The organism is Planomonospora corallina (assembly GCF_042650625.1).
GTDB lineage: Bacteria > Actinomycetota > Actinomycetes > Streptosporangiales > Streptosporangiaceae > Planomonospora_B > Planomonospora_B corallina.
The window spans coordinates 173,073-193,679 of sequence record NZ_JBHSBM010000010.1; the positions used below are offsets into that span (position 1 = coordinate 173,073).

The 20,607-nt window shown below is 72.7% G+C and carries 19 protein-coding genes; 13 read left to right on the forward strand and 6 right to left on the reverse strand.

What is annotated here, in order from left to right; all coding sequences use genetic code 11:
- Positions 1-113 precede the first annotated feature (113 nt).
- On the reverse strand, positions 114-644 hold the full coding sequence (locus ACFOWE_RS04415; RefSeq protein WP_377285534.1) for a PadR family transcriptional regulator: 531 nt from the start codon (positions 642-644) through the stop codon (positions 114-116).
- 38 nt (positions 645-682) lie between these two features.
- Here ACFOWE_RS04415 and ACFOWE_RS04420 point away from each other — a divergent pair, with 38 nt between their 5' ends.
- Positions 683-1,012: a hypothetical protein gene (locus ACFOWE_RS04420; RefSeq protein ID WP_377285535.1), complete on the forward strand. Its 330-nt coding sequence runs from the start codon at positions 683-685 to the stop codon at positions 1,010-1,012.
- 10 nt (positions 1,013-1,022) lie between these two features.
- Positions 1,023-1,709 (forward strand): SDR family oxidoreductase, encoded by a 687-nt coding sequence (locus tag ACFOWE_RS04425; protein WP_377285536.1) that lies wholly within the window; start codon positions 1,023-1,025, stop codon positions 1,707-1,709.
- A gap of 90 nt (positions 1,710-1,799) precedes the next feature.
- Here the strand turns inward: ACFOWE_RS04425 and ACFOWE_RS04430 are convergent, their stop codons facing one another.
- Positions 1,800-2,900 carry a glycoside hydrolase family 19 protein gene (locus tag ACFOWE_RS04430; RefSeq protein WP_377285537.1) on the reverse strand — a complete coding sequence of 367 codons (1,101 nt, stop codon included), beginning with the start codon at positions 2,898-2,900 and terminating at the stop codon, positions 1,800-1,802.
- A gap of 258 nt (positions 2,901-3,158) precedes the next feature.
- On the opposite strand from ACFOWE_RS04430, the gene ACFOWE_RS04435 reads away from it, so the two are divergent.
- The 4 genes from ACFOWE_RS04435 to ACFOWE_RS04450 all read left to right on the forward strand — a co-directional run bounded on the left by ACFOWE_RS04435 (position 3,159) and on the right by ACFOWE_RS04450 (position 8,142).
- Positions 3,159-4,454: an allantoate amidohydrolase gene (locus tag ACFOWE_RS04435; RefSeq protein ID WP_377285682.1), complete on the forward strand. Its 1,296-nt coding sequence runs from the start codon at positions 3,159-3,161 to the stop codon at positions 4,452-4,454.
- Positions 4,442-5,800, forward strand: coding sequence for a formimidoylglutamate deiminase (locus tag ACFOWE_RS04440; RefSeq protein WP_377285538.1), 1,359 nt, complete (start codon positions 4,442-4,444; stop codon positions 5,798-5,800). The genes ACFOWE_RS04435 and ACFOWE_RS04440 overlap by 13 nt, the downstream gene beginning before the upstream one ends.
- On the forward strand, positions 5,797-6,948 hold the full coding sequence (hutI, locus tag ACFOWE_RS04445) for an imidazolonepropionase (protein ID WP_377285539.1): 1,152 nt from the start codon (positions 5,797-5,799) through the stop codon (positions 6,946-6,948). Before ACFOWE_RS04440 ends, hutI begins: the two co-directional genes overlap by 4 nt.
- Positions 6,949-7,203: 255 nt before the next feature.
- Positions 7,204-8,142, forward strand: a complete 939-nt coding sequence (locus ACFOWE_RS04450) for a sigma-70 family RNA polymerase sigma factor (protein ID WP_377285540.1) — start codon at positions 7,204-7,206, stop codon at positions 8,140-8,142.
- 132 nt (positions 8,143-8,274) lie between these two features.
- Here ACFOWE_RS04450 and ACFOWE_RS04455 read toward each other — a convergent pair whose 3' ends face one another.
- Positions 8,275-8,868: a DUF3995 domain-containing protein gene (locus ACFOWE_RS04455; RefSeq protein ID WP_377285542.1), complete on the reverse strand. Its 594-nt coding sequence runs from the start codon at positions 8,866-8,868 to the stop codon at positions 8,275-8,277.
- Between the two features lie 424 nt (positions 8,869-9,292).
- Between ACFOWE_RS04455 and ACFOWE_RS04460 the strand changes: the two genes are divergently transcribed.
- From ACFOWE_RS04460 to ACFOWE_RS04490, 7 genes are all read left to right on the forward strand, one after another.
- Positions 9,293-10,612 carry an ammonium transporter gene (locus ACFOWE_RS04460; RefSeq protein ID WP_377285543.1) on the forward strand — a complete coding sequence of 440 codons (1,320 nt, stop codon included), beginning with the start codon at positions 9,293-9,295 and terminating at the stop codon, positions 10,610-10,612.
- Positions 10,609-10,947, forward strand: coding sequence for a P-II family nitrogen regulator (locus tag ACFOWE_RS04465; RefSeq protein ID WP_184945529.1), 339 nt, complete (start codon positions 10,609-10,611; stop codon positions 10,945-10,947). Before ACFOWE_RS04460 ends, ACFOWE_RS04465 begins: the two co-directional genes overlap by 4 nt.
- Positions 10,948-10,950: 3 nt before the next feature.
- Positions 10,951-13,245 carry a [protein-PII] uridylyltransferase gene (locus ACFOWE_RS04470; RefSeq protein ID WP_377285545.1) on the forward strand — a complete coding sequence of 765 codons (2,295 nt, stop codon included), beginning with the start codon at positions 10,951-10,953 and terminating at the stop codon, positions 13,243-13,245.
- Between the two features lie 221 nt (positions 13,246-13,466).
- Complete coding sequence (locus ACFOWE_RS04475) at positions 13,467-16,487, forward strand: nitrate- and nitrite sensing domain-containing protein (RefSeq protein WP_377285547.1); 3,021 nt, start codon at positions 13,467-13,469, stop codon at positions 16,485-16,487.
- Positions 16,484-16,906, forward strand: coding sequence for a roadblock/LC7 domain-containing protein (locus ACFOWE_RS04480; protein ID WP_377285549.1), 423 nt, complete (start codon positions 16,484-16,486; stop codon positions 16,904-16,906). Before ACFOWE_RS04475 ends, ACFOWE_RS04480 begins: the two co-directional genes overlap by 4 nt.
- 84 nt (positions 16,907-16,990) lie before the next feature.
- Positions 16,991-17,353, forward strand: coding sequence for a DUF742 domain-containing protein (locus tag ACFOWE_RS04485; protein ID WP_377285551.1), 363 nt, complete (start codon positions 16,991-16,993; stop codon positions 17,351-17,353).
- A complete protein-coding gene (locus ACFOWE_RS04490) occupies positions 17,334-17,921 on the forward strand; it encodes a GTP-binding protein (RefSeq protein ID WP_377285552.1) in 588 nt (195 codons plus the stop codon). The genes ACFOWE_RS04485 and ACFOWE_RS04490 overlap by 20 nt, the downstream gene beginning before the upstream one ends.
- Positions 17,922-17,988: 67 nt before the next feature.
- On the opposite strand, the gene ACFOWE_RS04495 is transcribed toward ACFOWE_RS04490, so the two are convergent.
- The 3 genes from ACFOWE_RS04495 to ACFOWE_RS04505 all read right to left on the reverse strand — a co-directional run bounded on the left by ACFOWE_RS04495 (position 17,989) and on the right by ACFOWE_RS04505 (position 20,416).
- Positions 17,989-19,062 (reverse strand): DUF2332 domain-containing protein, encoded by a 1,074-nt coding sequence (locus tag ACFOWE_RS04495; RefSeq protein ID WP_377285553.1) that lies wholly within the window; start codon positions 19,060-19,062, stop codon positions 17,989-17,991.
- A gap of 515 nt (positions 19,063-19,577) precedes the next feature.
- Positions 19,578-20,003 (reverse strand): cytotoxic translational repressor of toxin-antitoxin stability system, encoded by a 426-nt coding sequence (locus tag ACFOWE_RS04500; protein ID WP_377285555.1) that lies wholly within the window; start codon positions 20,001-20,003, stop codon positions 19,578-19,580.
- The gene (locus ACFOWE_RS04505) at positions 20,000-20,416 is read right to left on the reverse strand and encodes a prevent-host-death protein (protein WP_377285557.1); all 417 of its coding nucleotides are present in this window, start codon (positions 20,414-20,416) and stop codon (positions 20,000-20,002) included. Before ACFOWE_RS04505 ends, ACFOWE_RS04500 begins: the two co-directional genes overlap by 4 nt.
- Positions 20,417-20,607 lie beyond the last annotated feature (191 nt).

A 20,607-nucleotide genomic window follows, 5' to 3' on the forward strand; every position in this document is an offset into this window, starting at 1 on the left:
CACCGCGGGTGGATCTTACAGAGTATTAATTTCTTTTACTGAGTATTAATTCATGCGGTTTCGGCGTTTTCGGAGCCGCTCCGGTCCCTGGAGGGGCCGCGCCGAGGGCGTGCTCAGGGCAGCTCGCCCTTCTCGACCCTCGTGAGGGCGTCCTCGATCCAGGTGAGCTGGGCCTCGAACTGGGCGGCGTTGAGCTTGAGCGTCTCGTCGACGTGCCGGGGCGCTCCATGGGCGCGTTTGGCCGCGATCGCCCGGTCCAGCATCCCGACGGCGGCCCGCAGCTGCGCCGCTCGGCCTCTCATCGTCGCGGCGAGGTCGGCGGGGGAGAGCCGGTCCATGAAGGTCAGCGCCACCTGGAAGGGGTCCACGATGGGCTTGAGCTCCCACCAGTGGTCCATCAGCAGCCGCATGAACTCGGCCCGGCCGGCCTCGGTGATCTCGTAGACGGTCCTGCCGCCCCGGCCCTCCTCCACCCGGCGGAGCAGGCCCTCGTCGGCCATCTTGCCGAGGCCGTGGTAGATCGAGCCGTAGGCCACGCTGGCCCACTGGTCGGTGCCCCAGCTCTCCAGGCGGCGCCGTACCTCGTATCCGTGGAGCGGGCCGTCGAGGAGTACGCCGAGGATCAGGGTGCGGGTCGAGGACATATTCAAATTTGTATTCAAGTTTGTGTAGGCTGTCAACCGTGAAAGAGATCAGGCGTGACGACGACGGCGCCCTGCTCGGCTACATCCGGCAGGTGGACGGCGGCTGGCAGCCGCTGACGGTGTTCGGCCATCCCCTCGGTGCTCCCGGCGCGGAGGAGGACGCGTCCGGTGAGGTCCACCGGACCGGGCTGGATGTGCTGATGCGGCCCTGGGAGTTCTTCGAGGGCGGGCGGTGGTACCGGTGCGTGATCCTGGAGGCCGCCGCCGACGCGGTCAGGGTCCGGCCGGCCGACCCCGACTACCCGGGTGACGCCTACACCCTCGTCCTGGAGCGCCCTGGGCCGAACACGCTGCGGCCGGAGCAATAGGCTGGGCGGCATGTCAGAGCGACCTACCGCGTTGATCACCGGGGCGTCCCGGGGGGTGGGGGCCGCCGTGGCCCGCGCCCTGGCGCCCACCCACGACCTGCTGCTCGGCGGCCGCGACCGCGACGCGCTGGAGAAGGCGCGGGTGGGGCTGCCGGGCGCCCGGACCTGGCCGGTGGAGCTGACCGCCGTCACCGAGGCCGACGTCGCCGGGATCGACCGGCTCGACGTGCTGGTGCACAGCGCCGGCGTGGTGACGCTGGGACGGATCGAGGAGACGCCGGCCGAGGTGTGGCGGCGCACCCTGGAGGTCAACGTGGTCGCGGTCGCGGAGCTGACCCGGCTGCTGCTGCCCGCGCTGCGCGCCGCGGACGGGCACGTCGTGCTGGTCAACTCCGGCGCCGGGCAGCGGGCCAACCCGGACTGGGCGTCGTACTCCGCCAGCAAGTTCGCGCTGCGGGCCTTCGCCGACGCGCTCCGCCTGGAGGAGCCGGGCCTGAGGGTGACCACGGTCTACCCGGGACGGGTGGACACCGACATGCAGCGCGGGGTCCGGGCCCAGGAGGAGGGCGAGTACCAGCCGGAGAAGTACCTCCGGGCGGACTCGGTGGCCCGTGCCGTGCTGGCGGCGGTGACGGCCTCCCCGGACGCGCACGTCACGGAGATCACCGTCCGGCCGTCGGCCGGGCCCGCCAATTAGGGCGAGGCACGGCTGCGCCGTGCCCCGCCCCTGCCTTCCGCCCTCCGTCTTGCGCCCGGCCGCGCGGATCCCGCGCGGCCGGGCCGGCGGTCAGCAGCTCAGGTTGCCGCCCGGGGTCACGCCCAGGATCTGGGTGAACCTCTGGTAGGCGTTGATCCGGCTCTGCACCTGGGCGGGGTTGCGGCCCCCGCACTCCAGGCTGCCGTTGATGCTGCGGATCGTCTCACCGAAGCCGCGGCCGTTGACCATGGCGTTGTGCCCGGTCATCGTGCCGGGGCCGTTCTGGGTCATCCAGTACCAGATGGCGGTCTTCCAGGCCACCGCGGCGTCGGTCTGCACCAGGTTCGGGTTGTTCAGCAGGTTGACGCCGAGCGCGTCGCCGGCCGCCTTGTAGTTGAAGTTCCAGCTCAGCTGGATCGGGCCGCGGCCGTAGTAGGCCGACTGCCCGGCCGGGCAGCCGTAGGACTGGCTCCGGTCGCAGTAGTGCGAGTAGTTCGCGGTGTTCTGCTCGACCACGTGCACCAGGCCGCCGGTCTCGTGGTTGATGTTGGCCAGGAAGGCCGCGGCCTCCTGCTTCCTCACCGTGTCGCCGCCCGTCCTGGCGAAGGCCGGGTAGGCGTTGAGCGCCGCGACCAGGCCCTTGTAGGTGTAGAAGGGGTTCCGGCTCGGGAACATCTGGTTGAACTGCGCCTCGCTGACGACGAAGCCCGACGGGTTCGGCGGGTTCGACGGGTTCGGCGGGGTGGGGCTGGAGCCGCCGCAGGTGTACGGCTCCCAGTACCACGTGCTGATGACCGGGTCGTAGCCCGGGTTGGCGTGCTCGGCCCGGTACAGCTTCCCGTCGGTGTACCTGACGACGTCACCGGCGGCGTAGGCGCGGCCGGCCGCCCAGCTCGGATGGTCGCACGAGCCGGAGGCGGGCGGCTGGGACGGGGCCGGCGTGCCGCCTCCGCAGGTCCCCTTGTCGGCCCAGACTCCGGAGGAGCCGCCCGGGGTCTCGTTCTGGGTCCACCACTTGGCGCTCCAGTTGCGCCCCTTGTAGGAGACGGTCGCACCGCCGTGGTACGCCGTGGCGGAGTTCCACCCGGCCGCGCAGTCGGCGGCGGAGGCGGGGGACGCCGGCAGGACGACCGTCAGCGCGCCCGCGGCCGCGGCGGCCGCGAGAGACGACATGATGCGCTGTCTCGACACCTGATCACTCCTTGGTGCGGCACGGCCGCACACGTTCCGGTGCGGCCGCGCGGCCGCACGTGCTCGACGGTTGGAGGGCCGGTCCGTCCGTGCACCGCGGCGTCCCGCCGGACGGGCCGGAGAAGGAAAGCCCGTGTTCCCGGCATGTTGGCAGGTTCCGTCTTAACGGCGCCTTAAGTGATCCTTTCGGTCGGCATATCGGTCGTCCCCCTCGCGCATGAATGGGATCATTCACATAATGGAAGGGTGTTCGACGAGATGTGGGGTGCCATAGAGCACCTCGGACGGGACGGCCGGACCGGCGGCTACCTGCGCGACGCGTGGTCGGGCGCCGACCTGGAGCTGCGGGAGTGGTTCCGGCAGGAGGCCGCCCGCCGCGGCCTCGACCTGCGCGAGGACCGCAACGGCAACCTCTGGGCCTGGCGGGGCGACCCCTCGCGGCGGCCGGGCGTGGTCACCGGCAGCCACCTCGACTCGGTGAGGCAGGGCGGCGCCTTCGACGGCCCGCTGGGGATCGTCTCCGCCTTCGCCGCCCTCGACCTGCTCGACCGGCGCGGCGCCGAGCCGGCCCGCCCGCTGGGGATCGCCTGCTTCACCGACGAGGAGGGCGCCCGCTTCGGTGTGCCGTGCGTCGGCTCCCGGCTGCTCACCGGGACCCTCGACCCGGACCGGGCCCGCGGCCTCACCGACGACGAGGGCGCCACGCTCGCCGAGGTGCTCCGCCGGGCCGGGCGCGACCCCGGCGCGCTCGGCCGGGACGACGAGACGCTCGGGCACGTCGGAGCCTTCGTCGAGCTCCACGTCGAGCAGGGCCGGGGCCTCGTCCGCACCGGGGCGCCGGTCGGCGTCGCGAGCACGATCTGGCCGCACGGGCGCTGGCGCTTCGACTTCCGCGGGCGGGCCGACCACGCCGGCACCACCCGCCTGGCGGACCGCGACGACCCCATGCTGCCCTTCGCCCGGACCGCGCTGCACGCGCGCGAGGCCGCCCGGCGCGGCGGCGTGCTCGCCACCTTCGGCAAGCTGCGTGTCTGGCCCGGCAACGCCAACGCCGTCCCCGGCCTGGTCAGCGCCTGGCTGGACGCCCGCGGCGGGGACGAAGACGCGGTCCGGGCCCTGGTCGCCGAGCTGGCGGAGTTCTCCGGCGCCGAGGTGAGCGAGGAGTCGTGGACTCCGGCCGTGGACTTCGACGCCGTGCTCCGGGACCGCCTGGCCGAGGTCGCCGGGGCGGCGCTCGCCGGCCGTACCGGGAGCGCGGCGGACGGCGGACGGGGGGACACGGCCGTGCCGCCCTCCGCCCCGCCCTCCGCCCCGCCCTCCGCCCCGCCCTCCGCCCCGTCCGGCGTGCCGCCGGCCGGGCCCGTCCCCGTGCTGCCCACCGGGGCCGGGCACGACGCGGGGATCCTCGCCGCCGCCGGGGTTCCCGCCGCGATGGTGTTCGTCCGCAATCCAACGGGCATCTCACATTCTCCGGAAGAACACGCGGAGGCGTCCGACTGTCACCTGGGCGTCCTCGCCCTCGCCGCCACCTTGGAGGAGCTGTGTCGGAGCTGACCTACTGGTGCGAGCTGGCCTGGCTGCCACCGGGCGAGGTGGCCGCGGGCGTCGTCGTCACGGTCTCGGGCACCCGGATCGCCGACATCACGCCGGGCGTGCCCGACCCGCCGCCGGGAGCGGTACGGCTGCGCGGCCTGACCCTCCCCGGCCTGGCCAACGCCCACTCCCACGCCTTCCACCGGGCCCTGCGCGGGGTGACGCAGGCGTCCGAGGGCAGCTTCTGGACCTGGCGCGACCAGATGTACGGCCTGGCCCGGACCCTGGACCCCGACTCCTACCTCCGGCTGGCCACGGCGGTCTTCGCCGAGATGACGCTGGCCGGCATCACCTGCGTCGGGGAGTTCCACTACCTGCACCACACGCCGGACGGCACGCCGTACGACGATCCCAACGCCATGGGGCACGCGCTCGTGGCGGCGGCGCGCGAGGCCGGGCTCAGGATCGCGCTGCTGGACTCGTGCTACCTGAGCGGCGGGGTGGGCGTCGCCCTGGACGGCGTGCAGCACCGGTTCACCGACGGCGACGCCGAGCGGTGGGCCGTGCGCGCCGAGGCCCTCTGCGCCGCCTACGCCGGCGCGCCGGACGTGGAGATCGGCGCGGCCGTGCACTCGGTCCGCGCCGTCCCGCCCGAGCACATGCGCACGGTCGCGACCTTCTCCCACCACCACGGGGTCCCGCTCCACGTCCACGTCTCCGAGCAGCGGGCCGAGAACACCGCCTGCGTGGAGATGTACTCCGCCACGCCCGTCCAGGTGCTGCACGAGCACGGCATCCTCGGCCCGCGCACCACCGCCGTGCACGCCACGCACGTCACCGAGGCGGACGTCGCGCTGCTCGGCCAGTCCACCACCCACGTGTGCATGTGCCCGACGACCGAGCGGGACCTGGCCGACGGCATCGGCCCGGCCCGGGCGATGCACGACGCGGGTGCGACGATCACGCTCGGCTCCGACAGCCACGCGGTCGTCGACCTGTTCGAGGAGGCCCGCGCGGTCGAGCTGGACGAGCGGCTGGCCAGCGAGCGGCGCGGCCACTGGCGGGCGGCCGAGCTGCTGACGGCCGCGACCGCGGCCGGGCACGCCTCCCTGGGCTTCCCCGACGCGGGCACGCTCTGCCCGGGCGCCTGGGCCGACCTGGTCTCGGTCCGGCTGGACTCGGTCCGCACGGCCGGCGCCGGAGCCGCCGGGGCGGCCGAGACCGTGGTCTTCGCCGCCACCGCCGCCGACGTGCACTCCGTGGTCTCCGGCGGCCGCCAGGTGGTGGCCGAGGGGCACCACGTCCTCGGTGACGTGGGCGCGCTGCTGGAGTCCGCGATCGGCGAGGTCCGAGGGGTGGGTGTGTGACCAGCACGCTCTTCGACCGGATCGGGCTGCTCCACACCGGCGATCCCGAACGGGAGGAGACCACCGATGCCGCCCTGGTCGTCGAGGACGGCCGGGTGGTGTGGACGGGGGCGGCGGGCGACGACCCCGGCGCCGACGAACGGGTGGACGCCGGCGGCCGGTGTGTGGTCCCCGGGTTCGTCGACAGCCACTCCCACCTGGTCTTCGCCGGGGACCGCACCGCCGAGTTCACCGCCCGCATGTCGGGGGAGCCCTACACCGCCGGCGGCATCCGGACCACGGTCGAGGCCACCCGCGCCGCCACCGTCGCCGAACTCGCCGCGCGGACCGCCGCCCTGGTGGCGGAGATGCTCGCCCAGGGCACGACCACCGTCGAGATCAAGAGCGGCTACGGGCTCACCGTGGAGGACGAGCGGCGCTGCCTGGAGGTCGCCCGGGGGTTCACCGAGGAGACGACCTACCTGGGCGCGCACGTGGTGCCGGCGGACGCGGCCTCGGCCGACGACTACGTCCGCACGGTGACCGGGGAGATGCTCCAGGCCTGCGCGCCGCACGCCCGGTGGGTGGACGTCTTCTGCGAGCGCGGCGCGTTCGACGCCGACCAGAGCAGGGAGATCCTGACCGCGGGGGTGAAGGCCGGGCTGCAGCCGCGGGTGCACGCCAACCAGCTCGGCCCCGGACCGGGGGCCATGATCGCGGCAGAGCTGGGCGCGGCCTCCGCCGACCACTGCACCCACCTGTCCGGCTCCGACGTCGAGGCGCTCGCCTCGGCCGGGGTGGTGGCCACGCTGCTGCCCGGGGCGGAGTTCTCCACCCGCTCGCCGTACCCGGACGCCCGGAGCCTGCTGGAGGCCGGGGTGACCGTGGCGCTGGCCACCGACTGCAACCCGGGCTCCTCCTTCACCTCGTCCATGCCGTTCTGCGTGGCGCTGGCCGTACGGGAGATGGGGATGACGCCGCGGGAGGCGCTGCGGGCCGCCACGCGCGGGGGAGCGGCGGCCCTGCGCCGCACCGACGTCGGCACGCTCACCCCGGGATCCCGCGCCGACCTGGTGATCCTCGACGCGCCGTCCTACGTCCACCTGGCCTACCGCCCGGGGGTGCCGCTGGTGCTGCAGGTCTGGAAGGAGGGGCGCCGCGTCGTCTGACGGCCGCCCGCGGCCGGGGCCGTCCGGAATCCGCTGTTTGAACGGTTCAGGCCGGGGTAACCCGCACTGCTTGTGTCGCCGCGCCCGGAGGTCATCCTCCTTGAGGAGGAGAGTGAAACCGTCCTCCGGGCGTAGCTCTTTAGGGAATCTTTGCCCTGATCCATGCGTTGGTCAGGCAAGCGACGTGTCCGTGCGCGCGGGGTGTGCGAACGAGCGGACGGGCACGCTATTACAGGCGGAGCGAGGTGCCATCGGATGGCAAGGCCGACGGGGAATCGGACGCAGGACCAGCACGTCTCGGAGCGGGACCTGCTGGGAACCTACCTGGCTGAGATCGGGCGGGTCCCCCTGCTGACGGCTGAGGAGGAGGTCGAGCTCGCCAAGCGGATCGAAGCCGGCCTCTTCGCGGAGCAGTTGCTGGACAGCGGGTTGACGGAGCCGCGGGCCGGGGACGCGTCCGATGAGGAGCTCGAACGGATAGCCGTCTCCGGGCAGCGGGCCAAGGACGAGTTCATCCAGGCCAATCTACGTCTTGTGGTGGCCGTCGCGCGCAAGTACTCCGGCCGGGGGATGCCGCTGATCGATCTGGTGCAGGAGGGCAACCTGGGGCTGGTCCGCGCGGTGGAGAAGTTCGACTACCGGCGCGGCTACAAGTTCTCCACCTACGCCACCTGGTGGATCCGGCAGTCCGTGGGGCGCGCCATCCACGAGCAGGCCCGCCCGGTCCGGCTGCCCACCCACGCCGGGGAGCAGATGACCCGGCTGATGCGGGTCCGCCGGGACATGCTGGCCGAGTTCGACGCCGAGCCGACCGACGCCGACCTCGCGGCGGTGCTGGAGCTGCCGATCGAGCGGGTCCGCGAGCTGCGCCGCTGGGCCTCCGACCCGGTCTCCCTCCAGCTCGGCGTGGGCGACGAGGACGAGACCGAACTCGGTGACATGATCGCCGACGAGACGTGGGCGGACCCCGAGCAGCAGGCGCTGGACACCCTGGAGCGTGAGCGCCTGGAGCAGTGGCTGACCGGCCTGGAGGGGCAGACGCGCGAGATGCTCCGCTGGCGGTACGGCCTGGTCGACGGGCGCGAGCACACGCTCACCGAGGTCGGCGAGCGCTACGGCATCGGCCGTGACCGCGCCCGCCGCATCGAGCGCGACGCTCTGGCCCGCCTCCGCAAGATGGCCACCGCGGCCTGACCTCCCCCGCACCGACCGACCCGGCCCGGTTCCCTGCCTCGGCCGGGTCTTCTCATGCGCTCAGGCCCGGCCGGGCCCCTCGGCGGAGCGCGGGACACGCGGGCCGGGCGGGCCGCGCCGCTATCCGTGTCCCTATCCGACGCCCGCCGCGAGCGCCGCCGCGGACAGGAGCAGGGCGCCGGCACCGCCGATCGCCGCGGCGACCGTCCCGCCGCGGGGGTCCGGCATCCGGGCCAGGTGGGCACGGGCCGCCACGGCGAACAGGAGCCCGCCCGCCGCGAACCACGGCCCCCAGAGGTAGGTGTACCAGGGCAGCACCGGGAGGAAGTCCGCAGGGAGATCGAGGGCTCCGGTCCCGGCGAGCACGCCCTGGACCACGAAGGCGGCGCCGTGCCAGAACAGCAGCACGGCCGCGCCCCAGGCGGCGAACTGGAGAAGCCGGTCCGCCGTCCGCCCCCATGGGCCGCGGGCGAGGGCGAGTCCCAGCAGGCCGCCGACGACCTTGAGCGTCCCGGTGGCCCACAGGGTGACCACGAACCAGGTGACCTGCTCCTCGAGCAGCCGGACCAGCGAGGGGGAGATCGTCGTGGTCGCGCCGGCCGTACCACCGAGCGCCCAGTAGAAGCTCGGCACGGCGAAGGCGAACCCCCAGACCGCCACCGCGTGACCGGCCCACCTCCGGCGGGCGCGCGGTGGTTCCGGGTCTCCGGAACGTGATCTCGTCATGATCACAAACTATGGCAGGCGGTGCCGCCGCATCACCGGTTCCGGAAGTCCCCGGCAGGGCTCCTGCGGCGATCGGCCGGAGCGCACCGGAAAGGCCGGAGGAACCCGCGTCTGGTTCCGGGCGGTCCCTTCTTCTGGAAGTGAGGGGACCGAAACGGGGCCGAAACACCGTGCGGCCGGGTTTCACAGATGCGAAACACACCCGGTCGTGCCCTGAAACCGCGGAAGAACACGCTTTGGCGAGCGGAAGGGAAGACCGAGCCGGAACCCCCGGACGGACGCGTGAGCGGGCCGTCGGAGGCCGTGTGAGGGTGCCCGACTCCGTGACAGAGCGTCAGTGCGCGGCCGGTCGACGAAGCCCTGGAAGCGCCCACTGCGACTGCACAACCGGCCACACGCCAATCGGAAGGAGGGTCGCATCGAAATGAAGATCGATGCCGGCTCCACTGCCTGGATGCTCATGAGCGCCGCACTCGTCCTGCTCATGACCCCGGGCCTCGCGTTCTTCTACGGGGGCATGACCAGGGCCAAGAGTGTTCTCAACATGATGATGATGTCGTGGGTGAGCATCATCGTGGTGACGATCACCTGGGTCCTGTACGGACACTCACTGGCCTTCGACGCCGCCGGTGACGGCACCGGGATCCTCAACAAGCTCGTCGGAGGGCTCGACAACCTTGGGCTGAGCGGGCTCGTCGACACGGCGACCAAGGACGACGGGACGGGCATGCCCAGCCTCGTCTTCTCCATGTTCCAGATGACCTTCGCGATCATCACCGTGGCCCTGATCAGCGGGGCGCTCGCCGACCGGGTCAAGTTCGGCGCCTGGGTCGTCTTCGCGATCGTCTGGGCGACGGTCGTCTACTTCCCGGTGGCCCACTGGGTGTGGGGCGGCGGCTGGCTGAGCAACCTCGGCATCGAGGACTTCGCCGGCGGCACGGTCGTCCACATCAACGCGGGCGCGGCGGCGCTGGCGGTCGCGCTGGTGGTCGGCAAGCGCGTCGGCTGGCGCAAGGACCCGATGCGCCCGCACAACCTCACGCTGGTCCTGCTCGGCGCGGGCCTGCTCTGGTTCGGCTGGTTCGGCTTCAACGCCGGTTCGGAGCTCGCCGTGGACGGCGTCACCGGCCTGGCGTTCATCAACACCCAGATCGCCACCGCGGTGGCCGCCGGTGCCTGGCTCCTCGTGGAGAAGCTCCGCGACGGCCACTCCACCACGCTCGGTGTCGCCTCCGGCGCGGTGGCGGGCCTGGTCGCGATCACTCCGGCCTGCGGGTTCGTCGAGCCGTGGGGGGCCTTCGTCATCGGCGCGATCGCCGGTGTCGGCTGCGCCTACGCGGTCGGCCTGAAGTACAGGCTCGGGTACGACGACTCGCTCGACGTGGTCGGCGTGCACCTGGTCGGCGGCGTCATCGGCGCGGTGGCGCTGGGCTTCATCGCCACCCGTCCCTTCGCCGACGGCCAGAGCAACGGCATCCTCACCGGCGGCCCGATCTCCCAGCTCGGGGTGCAGGTGCTCGGCCCGGTCGCGGTCGGCGCCTTCTCCTTCGCCGTCTCGTGGATCATCGCCAAGGTCATCGACAGGACCATGGGCTTCCGGATCTCCCAGGAGGACGAGGTCACGGGCATCGACATCACCACCCACGCCGAGACCGGCTACGACCTCGGCACCGTCCACGCCTCCGGCGTGACGTCCCCCAACGGCTCGGCGGCGGTTCCGGCCGGTAAGAAGGTGGAGGCATGAGACTCATCACCGCGGTCATCAAGCCCTTCAAGCTCGATGACGTGAAGGCCGCCCTGGAGCAGTTCGGCGTCAAGGGCATGACGGTCAGCGAGGCCAGCGGGTACGGCAGGCAGCGCGGCCACACCGAGGTCTACCGGGGCGCCGAGTACCAGGTGGACCTGGTCCCCAAGGTCCGGCTGGAGGTCCTCGCCGAGGAGGACGACGCCGAGGACGTGATCGACGTCATCGTCAAGGCGGCGCAGACCGGCAAGATCGGCGACGGCAAGGTCTGGTCGGTCCCGGTCGACACCGTGATCCGGGTCCGGACCGGTGAGCGCGGACCCGAGGCGCTCTAACCGGTGAGAGGAGACACCCGCTCGTACGCCGCGGCCCGCAGGGAGCGGGCCGCGGACGTCGACCGCTGGCTGACGGACCTGCTCCGCACCGCCTGCGGCACGCCGTACGGGCGCCCCGGGAAGGGCCCGGACGGCCGGGACATCCGCAACGGCGACGAGCGCGGCACCCTGAGGGGGGTCGCGCTCGTCGCGGTCGGGAGCCTGGGCCGCTCGGAGCTGGCGCCCGGCAGCGACCTCGACCTGGTCCTGCTGCACGACGGGCGCGAGGACATCGCCCGGGTCGCCGACCGCGTCTGGTACCCGGTCTGGGACTCCGGGATCGGTCTCGACCACTCGGTCCGGACCGTGGACGAGGCGGCCAAGGTGGCCCGCGAGGACCTCAAGGCGGTGCTCGGGCTGATCCAGGCCCGGCACGTCGCGGGGGACCCCGAGCTGACCCGCGCGGCACGCGAGATCGTGCTCGCCGACTGGCGGGCCGACTCCCGGCGCCGCCTGGGCGAGCTGCGCGAGGCCGCCGACCGCCGGGCGGAGACCGGCGGCGAGCTGGCCTTCCTGCTGGAGCCCGACCTGCGCGACGCGCACGGCGGGCTCCGCGACGTCCAGGCGATGCAGGCGGTGGCCGCCGCCTGGGTCGCCTCGGCTCCGGGCCCCCGGGTGCGTGAGGCCTACGAGCTCCTGCTCGACGTCCGCCACGGCCTGCACCTGGTGACGGCGCGCGGCACCGACCGGCTGGTCCTCCAGGAGCAGGACGCGGTCGCCGGGATCCTCGGCCTGCTCGACGCCGAGGCGCTCATGCGCAGGATCGCCGAGGCGGGCAGGACGATCACGCACGCCTACGGCGCCACCTGGCGCACCGTGGACCGGCTGCTGTCGGGCCCCGTTCCGCGAGGGCGCCGGCCGCTCGCCGACGGCGTCGTCGAGCACGGCGGGGAGGTCGTGCTCGCCCGCGGGGCCGACCCGCGCAAGGACCCCGTGCTCGTGCTCCGCGCGGCCGCGGCGGCGGCGGAGGCGGGGCTGCCACTGGCCCCCGCGACCGTGACCACGCTGGCCGCCCAGTCGCCGCCGCTCCCGGTGCCCTGGCCGGACGAGGCGCGCGACGCGCTGGTGGCGCTGCTCGGCGCCGGGCGCGCCGCGGTGCCGGTCTGGGAGGAGCTGGACCAGGCCGGCGTGCTGGTGCGGCTGATCCCCGACTGGGAGCGGGTACGGCACCGCCCGCAGCGCAATCCGGTGCACCGCTACACCGTCGACCGCCACCTGATCGAGACCGCGGCCGGGGCGGCCGCGTTCACCCGGGAGGTCTCCCGGCCCGACCTGCTGCTCATCTGCGCGCTCCTGCACGACATCGGCAAGGGGTACCCCGGCGACCACTCCAGCACCGGCGCCGTCGTCGCCCGCGACATCGGCGTCCGGATGGGACTGCCCCCGGCCGACGTGGAGATCCTCGAGACGGTGGTCCGCCACCACCTGCTGCTGCCGGAGACCGCCACCCGGCGGGACCTGGACGACCCGGTGACGATCTCCCGGGTGGTGGAGGCGGTCGGCTCACGCGAGGTGCTGGAGCTGCTCGCCGCGCTGGCCGTGGCCGACGGCAACGCCACCGGGCCCGCCGCGTGGAACTCCTGGAAGGCCTCGCTGGTCTCGGATCTGGTGCGGCGGGTCCGCTCGGTCCTGTCCGGCGCCCCGCCGCGGCCCGCGCCCGCGCTCTCCGCCCGGCAGGCGGCGCTGGCCCGGCACGGCGGGGGCGCGATCCGGGTCAGCGGCGGGTCGGTCACCGTGGTCGCGCCCGACCGGTCGGGTCTGCTCTGGCACGCGGCCGGGGTGCTCGCCGCGCACCGGATGGTGGTCCGCGCCGCCTCGGCGGCCTCGGCGGGCTCCACCGCTGTGATCGAATTCTCAGTGGTGCCCGAGTACGGGACGCCGCCCGACCCCGCGACGCTGGAGGCCGACCTGCGGCTCGTCCTGGCGGGCCGGCTGGACATCGAGGAGCGTCTGGCGCGCCGTACCCGCTCGCTGCGACCGGCGCGGGTTCCGGTGGCTCCGCCACGGGTTACCCTCGTGGACGACGCGTCGCTCACCGCGACCGTCGTAGAAGTACGCGCCCACGACCGTCCGGGGCTATTGTGGCGGATTGGTAGAGCTTTTGGGGAATGTGGTCTTGACGTACGCGCCGCGCGTGTCGAGACTCTCGGCGCAGAGGCGGTGGACGTCTTCTACGTGGTTGACAGGGCAGGACGTCCTCTGGCGGACAGGGCCCAGCGTGCACAGGTGCGGGATCAGGTACTCAGCGCTCTGAGATAACCATCGCAAATCATTCTCCCGTCACCTCTGTAACGATTAAGTCCGATTTGCCGCTTATGTCGCTTCTGTCCCGTGGGGCTGTGGTCTGATGATGGCCACTTGTGTCGTGATGGTGAAGGGTATCTAGAGCGGTGACGACGGGACCTACCGATAGCGAGACCGCATCGGTGCGCGACCGCGGCAAGCGGGCTGCCGCTCGATTCGGTCTGCGCAACTGGCGCGTGCGGACGCGCCTCACGGCACTGATCCTGGTGCCGACCGCGGTGGGCGTGCTGCTCGCCGGTGGACAGGTGGTGGACTCCGTCGAGGGCATCTCCGTCCACCAGCGCACGGAGACGGCCGCGGTCTACTCCGGCCGCCTGCGAGATCTGACGCAGGCACTCGGCCTGGAACGCGACCGGGGCACCTGGTCGTCGTTCCAGCCCGGCAACAAGGGGCTGGAGAGCAGCCTCATCGAGCAGCAGGAGGTCGTCGACGGTCTCGTGCAGAAGGTCCGCCAGGACCTGCGGGCGATCGACGAGTCCTTCGGCCCCCGCGCGGTCAAGGCCGCCGGTGACGCCGCGTACCAGCTCGAGAGCCTCGACACCACCCGCGATCTGCCCAGCACGGCGCGGGCCGAGGGCTACGCGCCCCTGATCGGCATGCTCCTCCAGGTTCACGAGGAGCTCGCGCTGGTCAGTGACGACCCGGAGATCGTCGGCAACACCCGGGGTCTCAGCGCGCTGGCCTACGCCAAGGAAGAGGTCTCCCTCCAGCGGACCATCCTGCTGGCCGGCTACTACGCGCCCGCCCTGGTCACCTCCCAGCGGATCGAGCAGTTCATCGCCTCCCGGTCGCGGATGGACGAGCGCAAGGCCGAGTTCTCCATCGAGTCGGGCGCGGAGAACAGCCAGCTGCTGAGCACCACCCTGGTCGACGAGCGGGTGCACCGCGCCGAGCTGACCAAGTCCAAGGCGCTCGCGCTCGCCAGCAAGCCGAACGCCTCCGGCCGGTTGATGAACGACCTGGCCGAGGTCAAGCAGTGGTTCTCGGACAACACCGAGGTCCTCAACCGGATGAAGAAGGTCGAGGAGAAGGTCGAGGGCGACGTGATCGCCCGAGCCCGTGAGCTGGAGGACGCCGAGCAGCGCTCCGCCATCATCGCGACCGCGCTGATCGTGACCCTGCTCCTGCTGGTCCTCGGCCTCACCGTCCTCATCGCCCGGTCGATGGTCCAGCCGCTGCGCCGCCTGCGGGTCGAGGCGCTGGACGTCGCCGGCAACCGGCTCCCCGACGTCGTGCGCAAGCTCCGCATCTCCGGAGACAGCCAGACCCCCGAGGTCGAGCCCATCTCCGTCGACAGCCGCGACGAGATCGGCGAGGTCGCCAAGGCCTTCGACGAGGTCCACCGCCAGGCCGTACGGCTGGCGGCCGAGGAGGCCGAGCTCCGCTCCAACATCAGCGCGATGTTCGTCAACCTCTCCCGGCGGACCCAGACCCTGGTGGAGCGCCAGATCTCGCTCATCGACGGCCTGGAGAAGGGCGAGCAGGACGGCGGCCGCCTGGCCGACCTGTTCAGGCTCGACCACCTGGCCACCCGCATGCGCCGCAACTCCGAGAACCTCCTGGTCCTCGCCGGTCACGAGCCGGCCCGGCGGCGCAGCCAGCCGGCCAAGCTCGTCGACGTCGTCCGAGCCTCCCTGTCGGAGGTCGAGGACTACGAGCGGGTCCAGGTCAAGGTGCACCGCGGCATCTCGGTCGCCGGAAGCGCCGCCAACGACATCGTCCACCTGGTGGCCGAGCTGGTGGAGAACGCCATCCAGTTCTCGCCCCGCAACAGCCAGGTCGTCGTCTCCAGCAGCATGATCGAGGGCGGCGGCGCGCTGCTCGCGGTCAGCGACGCCGGTATCGGCATGACGCCGGAGGAGCTCGTCGAGACCAACCGGCGCCTGGCCGACCCGCCCGTCGTGGACGTGTCGGTGTCGCGGCGAATGGGTCTGTTCGTGGTCGGCCGCCTGGCACTGCGCCACGGCATCCGGGTGCAGCTCCGCCCGCAGGAGAGCGGCGGCCTCATCGCCATGGTGCTCTTCCCGCCGGAGCTCATCGCCGAGTCGGCGGTCCAGGTCCCGACCCCGTCGTGGGGATCGGAGTCGTTCGGCTCGCAGGGCTCCTTCGGACAGGCATCCCTGGCCCAGGGCCCGCCCGGCCAGAGCTCCTTCGCGCAGGCATCCCTCGGCCAGAACTCGTTCGGCCAGGCCTCCATCGAGCAGGGCTCCTTCGGGCAGGGCTCGTTCGGGCAGGGCTCGTTCGGGCAGGGCTCCGCCGACCAGGCCTTCCCCGGCCAGAACTCGTTCGGCCAGGCCTCCATCGACCAGAACCCCTTCGACCAGAACCCCTTCGGGCAGAGCCCGTTCGGCCAGGCCTCCACGCCGCCGGCGCCCTCCTACGGCCCCGTCGCCACGGAGCCGCCGCTTCCGCGGCGGGAGCCGTCCGGCCTGTTCGGCGCGCCGCCGCAGAACGGCGAGTCTCCGCTGCCCAAGCGCCAGGTCGGCGGCACGCTGAACGGCAGCGCCGGCTCGGGCGGAGCGGGCGGAGGGGACGGCTTCGCCGCCTTCGCCCCCTCGTGGGAGCAGGCCTCCCAGGACGACCCCGCCACGGCCTCGATGCCGGCGGTCGGCGTCTCCCCGCTCGAACCCGAGCAGGAGGAGTTCCTGCCGATCTTCGCCTCCGTCGAGTCGGCGTGGTTCCGCCGGGTGGTGGACCCCATGGAGCCCATGGAGCCCATGGAGCCCGCGGAGCTCGCCGAGGTCGCCGAGGTCGAGGACATCGACCGGACGGGTGAGGTGGAGCGGATCGAGGCCGAGATCCCCGGCCGCGCGTCCGGGACCGGCCCGCCGGCGCCCGAACCGGCCCGTGAGCCGGTGACCGCCGCGGCGCCGTCCGCCGTTCCGCTCAGGCGGACGATCCAGGCCCGCGAGCCGGAGAACTGGCAGACCCCGGCCGACGCCGGTTGGCAGGCCGCCAAGGCGGCCAGCGACCCCAGCCTCGGCGGGATCACCGCCGCGGGTCTGCCCAAGCGGACCCCCAAGGCCAACCTGGTTCCGGGAGCGGCGTCCAGCGTCCCGGCGACGCCGATGCCGCCCATCTCGCCCGAGCGGGTGCGGAACAGGCTGTCGAGCTTCCAGCAGGGCGTACGACGGGGCCGTGCGGAACTATATGAGGACACCGCCAGCAACAGGGCGGAAAAGGAGGAGGGCCAGTGACTACCCTGAGCCATGAGGCCCGCAGGTTCGACTGGCTGATCACCGAGTTCGTCCGCGGCACCCCCGGTGTCGCGCACGCGGTGGTCGTGTCGGCCGACGGTCTGCGGATCGCCAGCTCTGAGGGTTTCCCGGATGACCGCGCCGACCAGCTCGCCGCCGTCGCCGCCGGACTGCTCAGTCTGACGGTGGGCGCGTCCCGGGTGTTCGAGGGCGGCGCGGTCACCCAGACCGTGGTCGAGATGGAGCGCGGCCTGCTGCTCGTCATGGCGATCAGCGACGGCTCCGTGCTCGCGGTGCTGGCCTCCCCCGAGTGCGACATGGGTCTGGTGGCCTACCAGATGACCCTGCTCGTCGACCGCGCGGGCCAGGTGCTCACCCCGGCGATCCGGGCCGAGCTGCAGGCCTCGCGGGGGCGCTGATGACCGGGAGCACACACACCCGGTGCGCCGGGACCACGCGATCGTCCCGCCCGTCCTCGCCGGTGCCCGCACCTGGAGAGGGCCGTGCTGGGCATTGACGGAACCGGGGACGAGGAGCCCCTGTTCCGTCCGTACACGGTGACCGGCGGTCGCGCCGAGCCCCGCTATCACCTGGCGATGGAGACGCTGGTCTCCTCCTCGCCCATCCTGGACGAGGAACTGGCCCTGCTCACCCCCGAGCAGGACGCCATCATCAGGCTCTGCCGCTCGTTCCGGTCGGTCGCCGAGATCTCGGCGCTGCTCCGGGTCCCGCTCGGCGTGGCCCGTGTGCTGGTGGCGGACATGGCGGACGAGGGCCTCGTCCGGCTCCACCAGCCACGTCTCGACCAGGGACAACCGGATCTCAACATGCTCGAAAGGGTGCTCAGTGGACTTCGCAGGCTCTAACCGCGGCGGCCTGACGTCGACGAAAATCGTCGTCGCGGGCGGGTTCGGCGTCGGCAAGACCACGTTCGTGGGCGCCGTGTCGGAGATCCTCCCGCTGACCACGGAAGCGGTCATGACGGAGGCGAGCTCCGGGGTCGACGACCTCGGCCTCACTCCGAACAAGGCCACCACCACGGTCGCCATGGACTTCGGCCGTCTGTCCCTGGACCAGGACCTGATCCTGTACCTGTTCGGCACGCCGGGGCAGCACCGGTTCTGGTTCATGTGGGACGACCTGGTCCGCGGCGCCATCGGCGCGGTGGTCCTGATCGACACCCGCCGGCTGGCCGACGGCTTCCCGGCGATCGACTACTTCGAAGAGGCCAAGCTCCCCTTCGTGGTCGGCATCAACGGCTGGGACGGGCAGTTCCCGCACACCGAGGAGGAGGTGCGGGAGGCCCTGGCGCTCGCCCCGCACGTCCCCATCGTGCGCACCGACGCCCGCTCCCGCGAGTCCGTCAAGGCCACGCTGATCACGCTGGTCGAGCACGTCCTGAGGGTACGCGCCGCCTACGGCATGTCCGTCTGACGGCCCGGCGCGTGCGGCCGGTACGGCTCCCGCCGTACCGGCCTCCGGCGTCCCCCGGAACGGGCGCTCAGCCGGCGGCGCGGGCCGGCAGGCCGTGCGGGGGAGCCTCCGCCAGGACCCGCTCCGGCTCCGCGCCGAGCCGTACGGCGAGCTGGAAGCGGTGCCGGCCGTCGACCCTGCGCGGCTCGAAGCAGATGTGGGCGAACGCCGCGTCCGGCGCGGCCGCGGCGGCGAGCCGGTCCAGCTCGCCCTCGACGCGCGACCACTCCTCGGCCGGGACGTACTGGCGCATGATCGAGTGCCAGACCACCGTCAGCGTGCCCGGGACCGGGGTGACGCCGGCGAGGAAGTCGGCGGCGCCGGCGGTCTCGACCGCCGCCGGCACCTGGGCGGCCAGCCGCAGGGCGCCGTCGAGCCGGGCGGCCCGGATCTCCTGGTCCGGCCAGAGGTAGGCGCGCAGGGCGAGCACCCCCTCGGGGGAGGACGGGTCGACGGGCGTCAGGTCGCAGCCGCGCCGCTCCACGACCGTGAGGGCCGGGTGCTCCTGACCGGCCTCCACCAGCCACGCGGGCGGCGCGCCCTCCCAGGCGTTCTCCAGGACGACCGGGGAGTCCGCCGGCCCCCACGCGAAGTCCTCCGCCACGTAGCGGAAGCGGTCGGCGCGGAGGTTGAGCCCGGCGCTCGCGCCCAGCTCGAACAGGCGGACGGGCAGCGGGGCGGACCGTACGGCGTGCAGCAGTCCGGTGATCAGCAGGTTGGCCCGGCCGACCTCGTTGGTCTGCGGCGGGCGGGTCATCCAGTCGCGGACCTGCTCCGGCTCGGCGGCGACGGCCTCGCGGAAGGCGGGCCAGCAGGCGTCGGGCCGGTCCGGGTCGAAGGTCCCGCCCGTGCTCGGATAGCAGGCGGCCAGCTCGGGGGCGCGGCCGGTGAGGGCGAGGGCGTGGACCCCGCCGAGCAGCCGGAGCGCGATCGCGTCGGGGCCGGGGGCGTCCTCGTACCCGGCCAGCGCGTCCGCGCAGGGCCCTCCGGCCCGCACGTCCTCGGCCACCCGGCCGAGCAGGGCGGCGTAGAGCGGCGAGCCGAGCTGCGCGCAGGACCTCGCCTGGCTCTCGACCATCTCAGCGGCACGTTCGCGTGACATCACGGCCTCCTCCGTCGGGACCATCGACGATATCCGCCGTGTCCCTTCGGAGATCGTCCGGGTGCTCCCCCTCGAGGTGTCCTGGGCGGGTCCGGCGTTCCCATGCCAGGTTGATGGCCGCAGACGTGGAGGCGGGCCGGTGCTCCGGCCGGCCGTCGCAGTTGCTCTCTGGTGGGTCTTCGCCTCCGGCGTCGGCCGGGCGCGCGGGGTTGCGGACCCTTTTACGCCGGCCGGAGCACCGGCCCGCCCCCACGCTCCGTGCATGCCGTACTCACGCGGGCCGTAGCGTCTCGCCTCCGGGCCGCCCAGTGTTCTCGCCGACGCTGAAGCGATCCGCGCGGGACCGGCTGATGGCTGCTTGCCGTCGCCTTGCGGCCATCCTGTCGGGAAGGAGCTCGGGCCGGGCGCCGTAGGGAGCCCTGCAGCGGCACCCATGAGGAGCTCCGCCCGCGATGGGTGCTCCGCAACTGTCTGCCGCCGAGAGTCCGGTGCCCAATGGCGGCAGGCCGGCGAGGTCACTCGCCCTCGGTCCAGAAGCGCTGAAGCCTGGTGATCGCGGCCTCTCTGGTCATCTTCGCGACCGCCGCTTCTGGGAGCCCGACCTTGGTGATGAGCAGGTGGACGAGGTCGGCGGGAAGCGTCTCGGTGGGGATGGCCGGTGTTCCCCGATTCGGCTTCTCGCCCTCCTTCACGCACTTCCAGAACTCCTCCTCCGTGACCACGAGCTGGTCACGGAGGATGTGGTTCCAGAGGCTGCGGCCGTACGAGGTGCGGTCCGGAGGGTGCGAGATCCTGGTCCGGAGGACGCGACCGTCCGGAAGGCACATCTCGTAGGTGACGTGGTGGGTGCCCGAGCGCCCGCGGGCGTCCCTGACCCGGTTCCATCCCTCCGTCAGGCAGAACCGTTCATGCTCTTCCCTGGTCGCCTGCGGCCAGGTCATGCCGCCTGCCCGATGAGCCAGCGGCGGAGTTGCTCGTCGTCACTGAGAGCGATCAGCTGGACCAGTCCCCAGTTCTCCCGGTGGTTGGGTGCGTTGAGCAGATGGTCCTGCCAGTCCTCGGCGTACTCGCGGAGTGCGCCGACCATCTCGCCGATCGCCTCCTCGAAGGTGGATCCGTCCGCGGCGATCGGCAGCCCGGGAATGAACACCGACCACCCTTCCCCCTCGGCCACCACCTCGGCACGTGACGGTGTGACGGCGACCAGGAAGTGCCTCAACCGCTCCGCGTCCACCACGACGGCCTTGGTCTCGTCGCGCCGGACGGTGGCGATCCGGCCGTGCGCCGCCGCATCCAGAAGATCCTTCAGGTGGGCACGCGCATCGGTGTAACTGTCGTAGTGGAGAGAGGCCATGGTTCCTTCTTCCGGTCTGCCGGTGATTGCCTCCGACATGCAAGTACTTAGAGTACTTCACGTACCTGACCGAGAGAATCCTCTGGCTCGTCGCGTCAAGGGATGTCATAGGTGGGGCAGGCCGGTGCTCCGGCCTGCCGTCGCGGGCAGGCCTGCCAGGGGGGCAGGGGCCAGGGGTGCCGTGGCCCGGG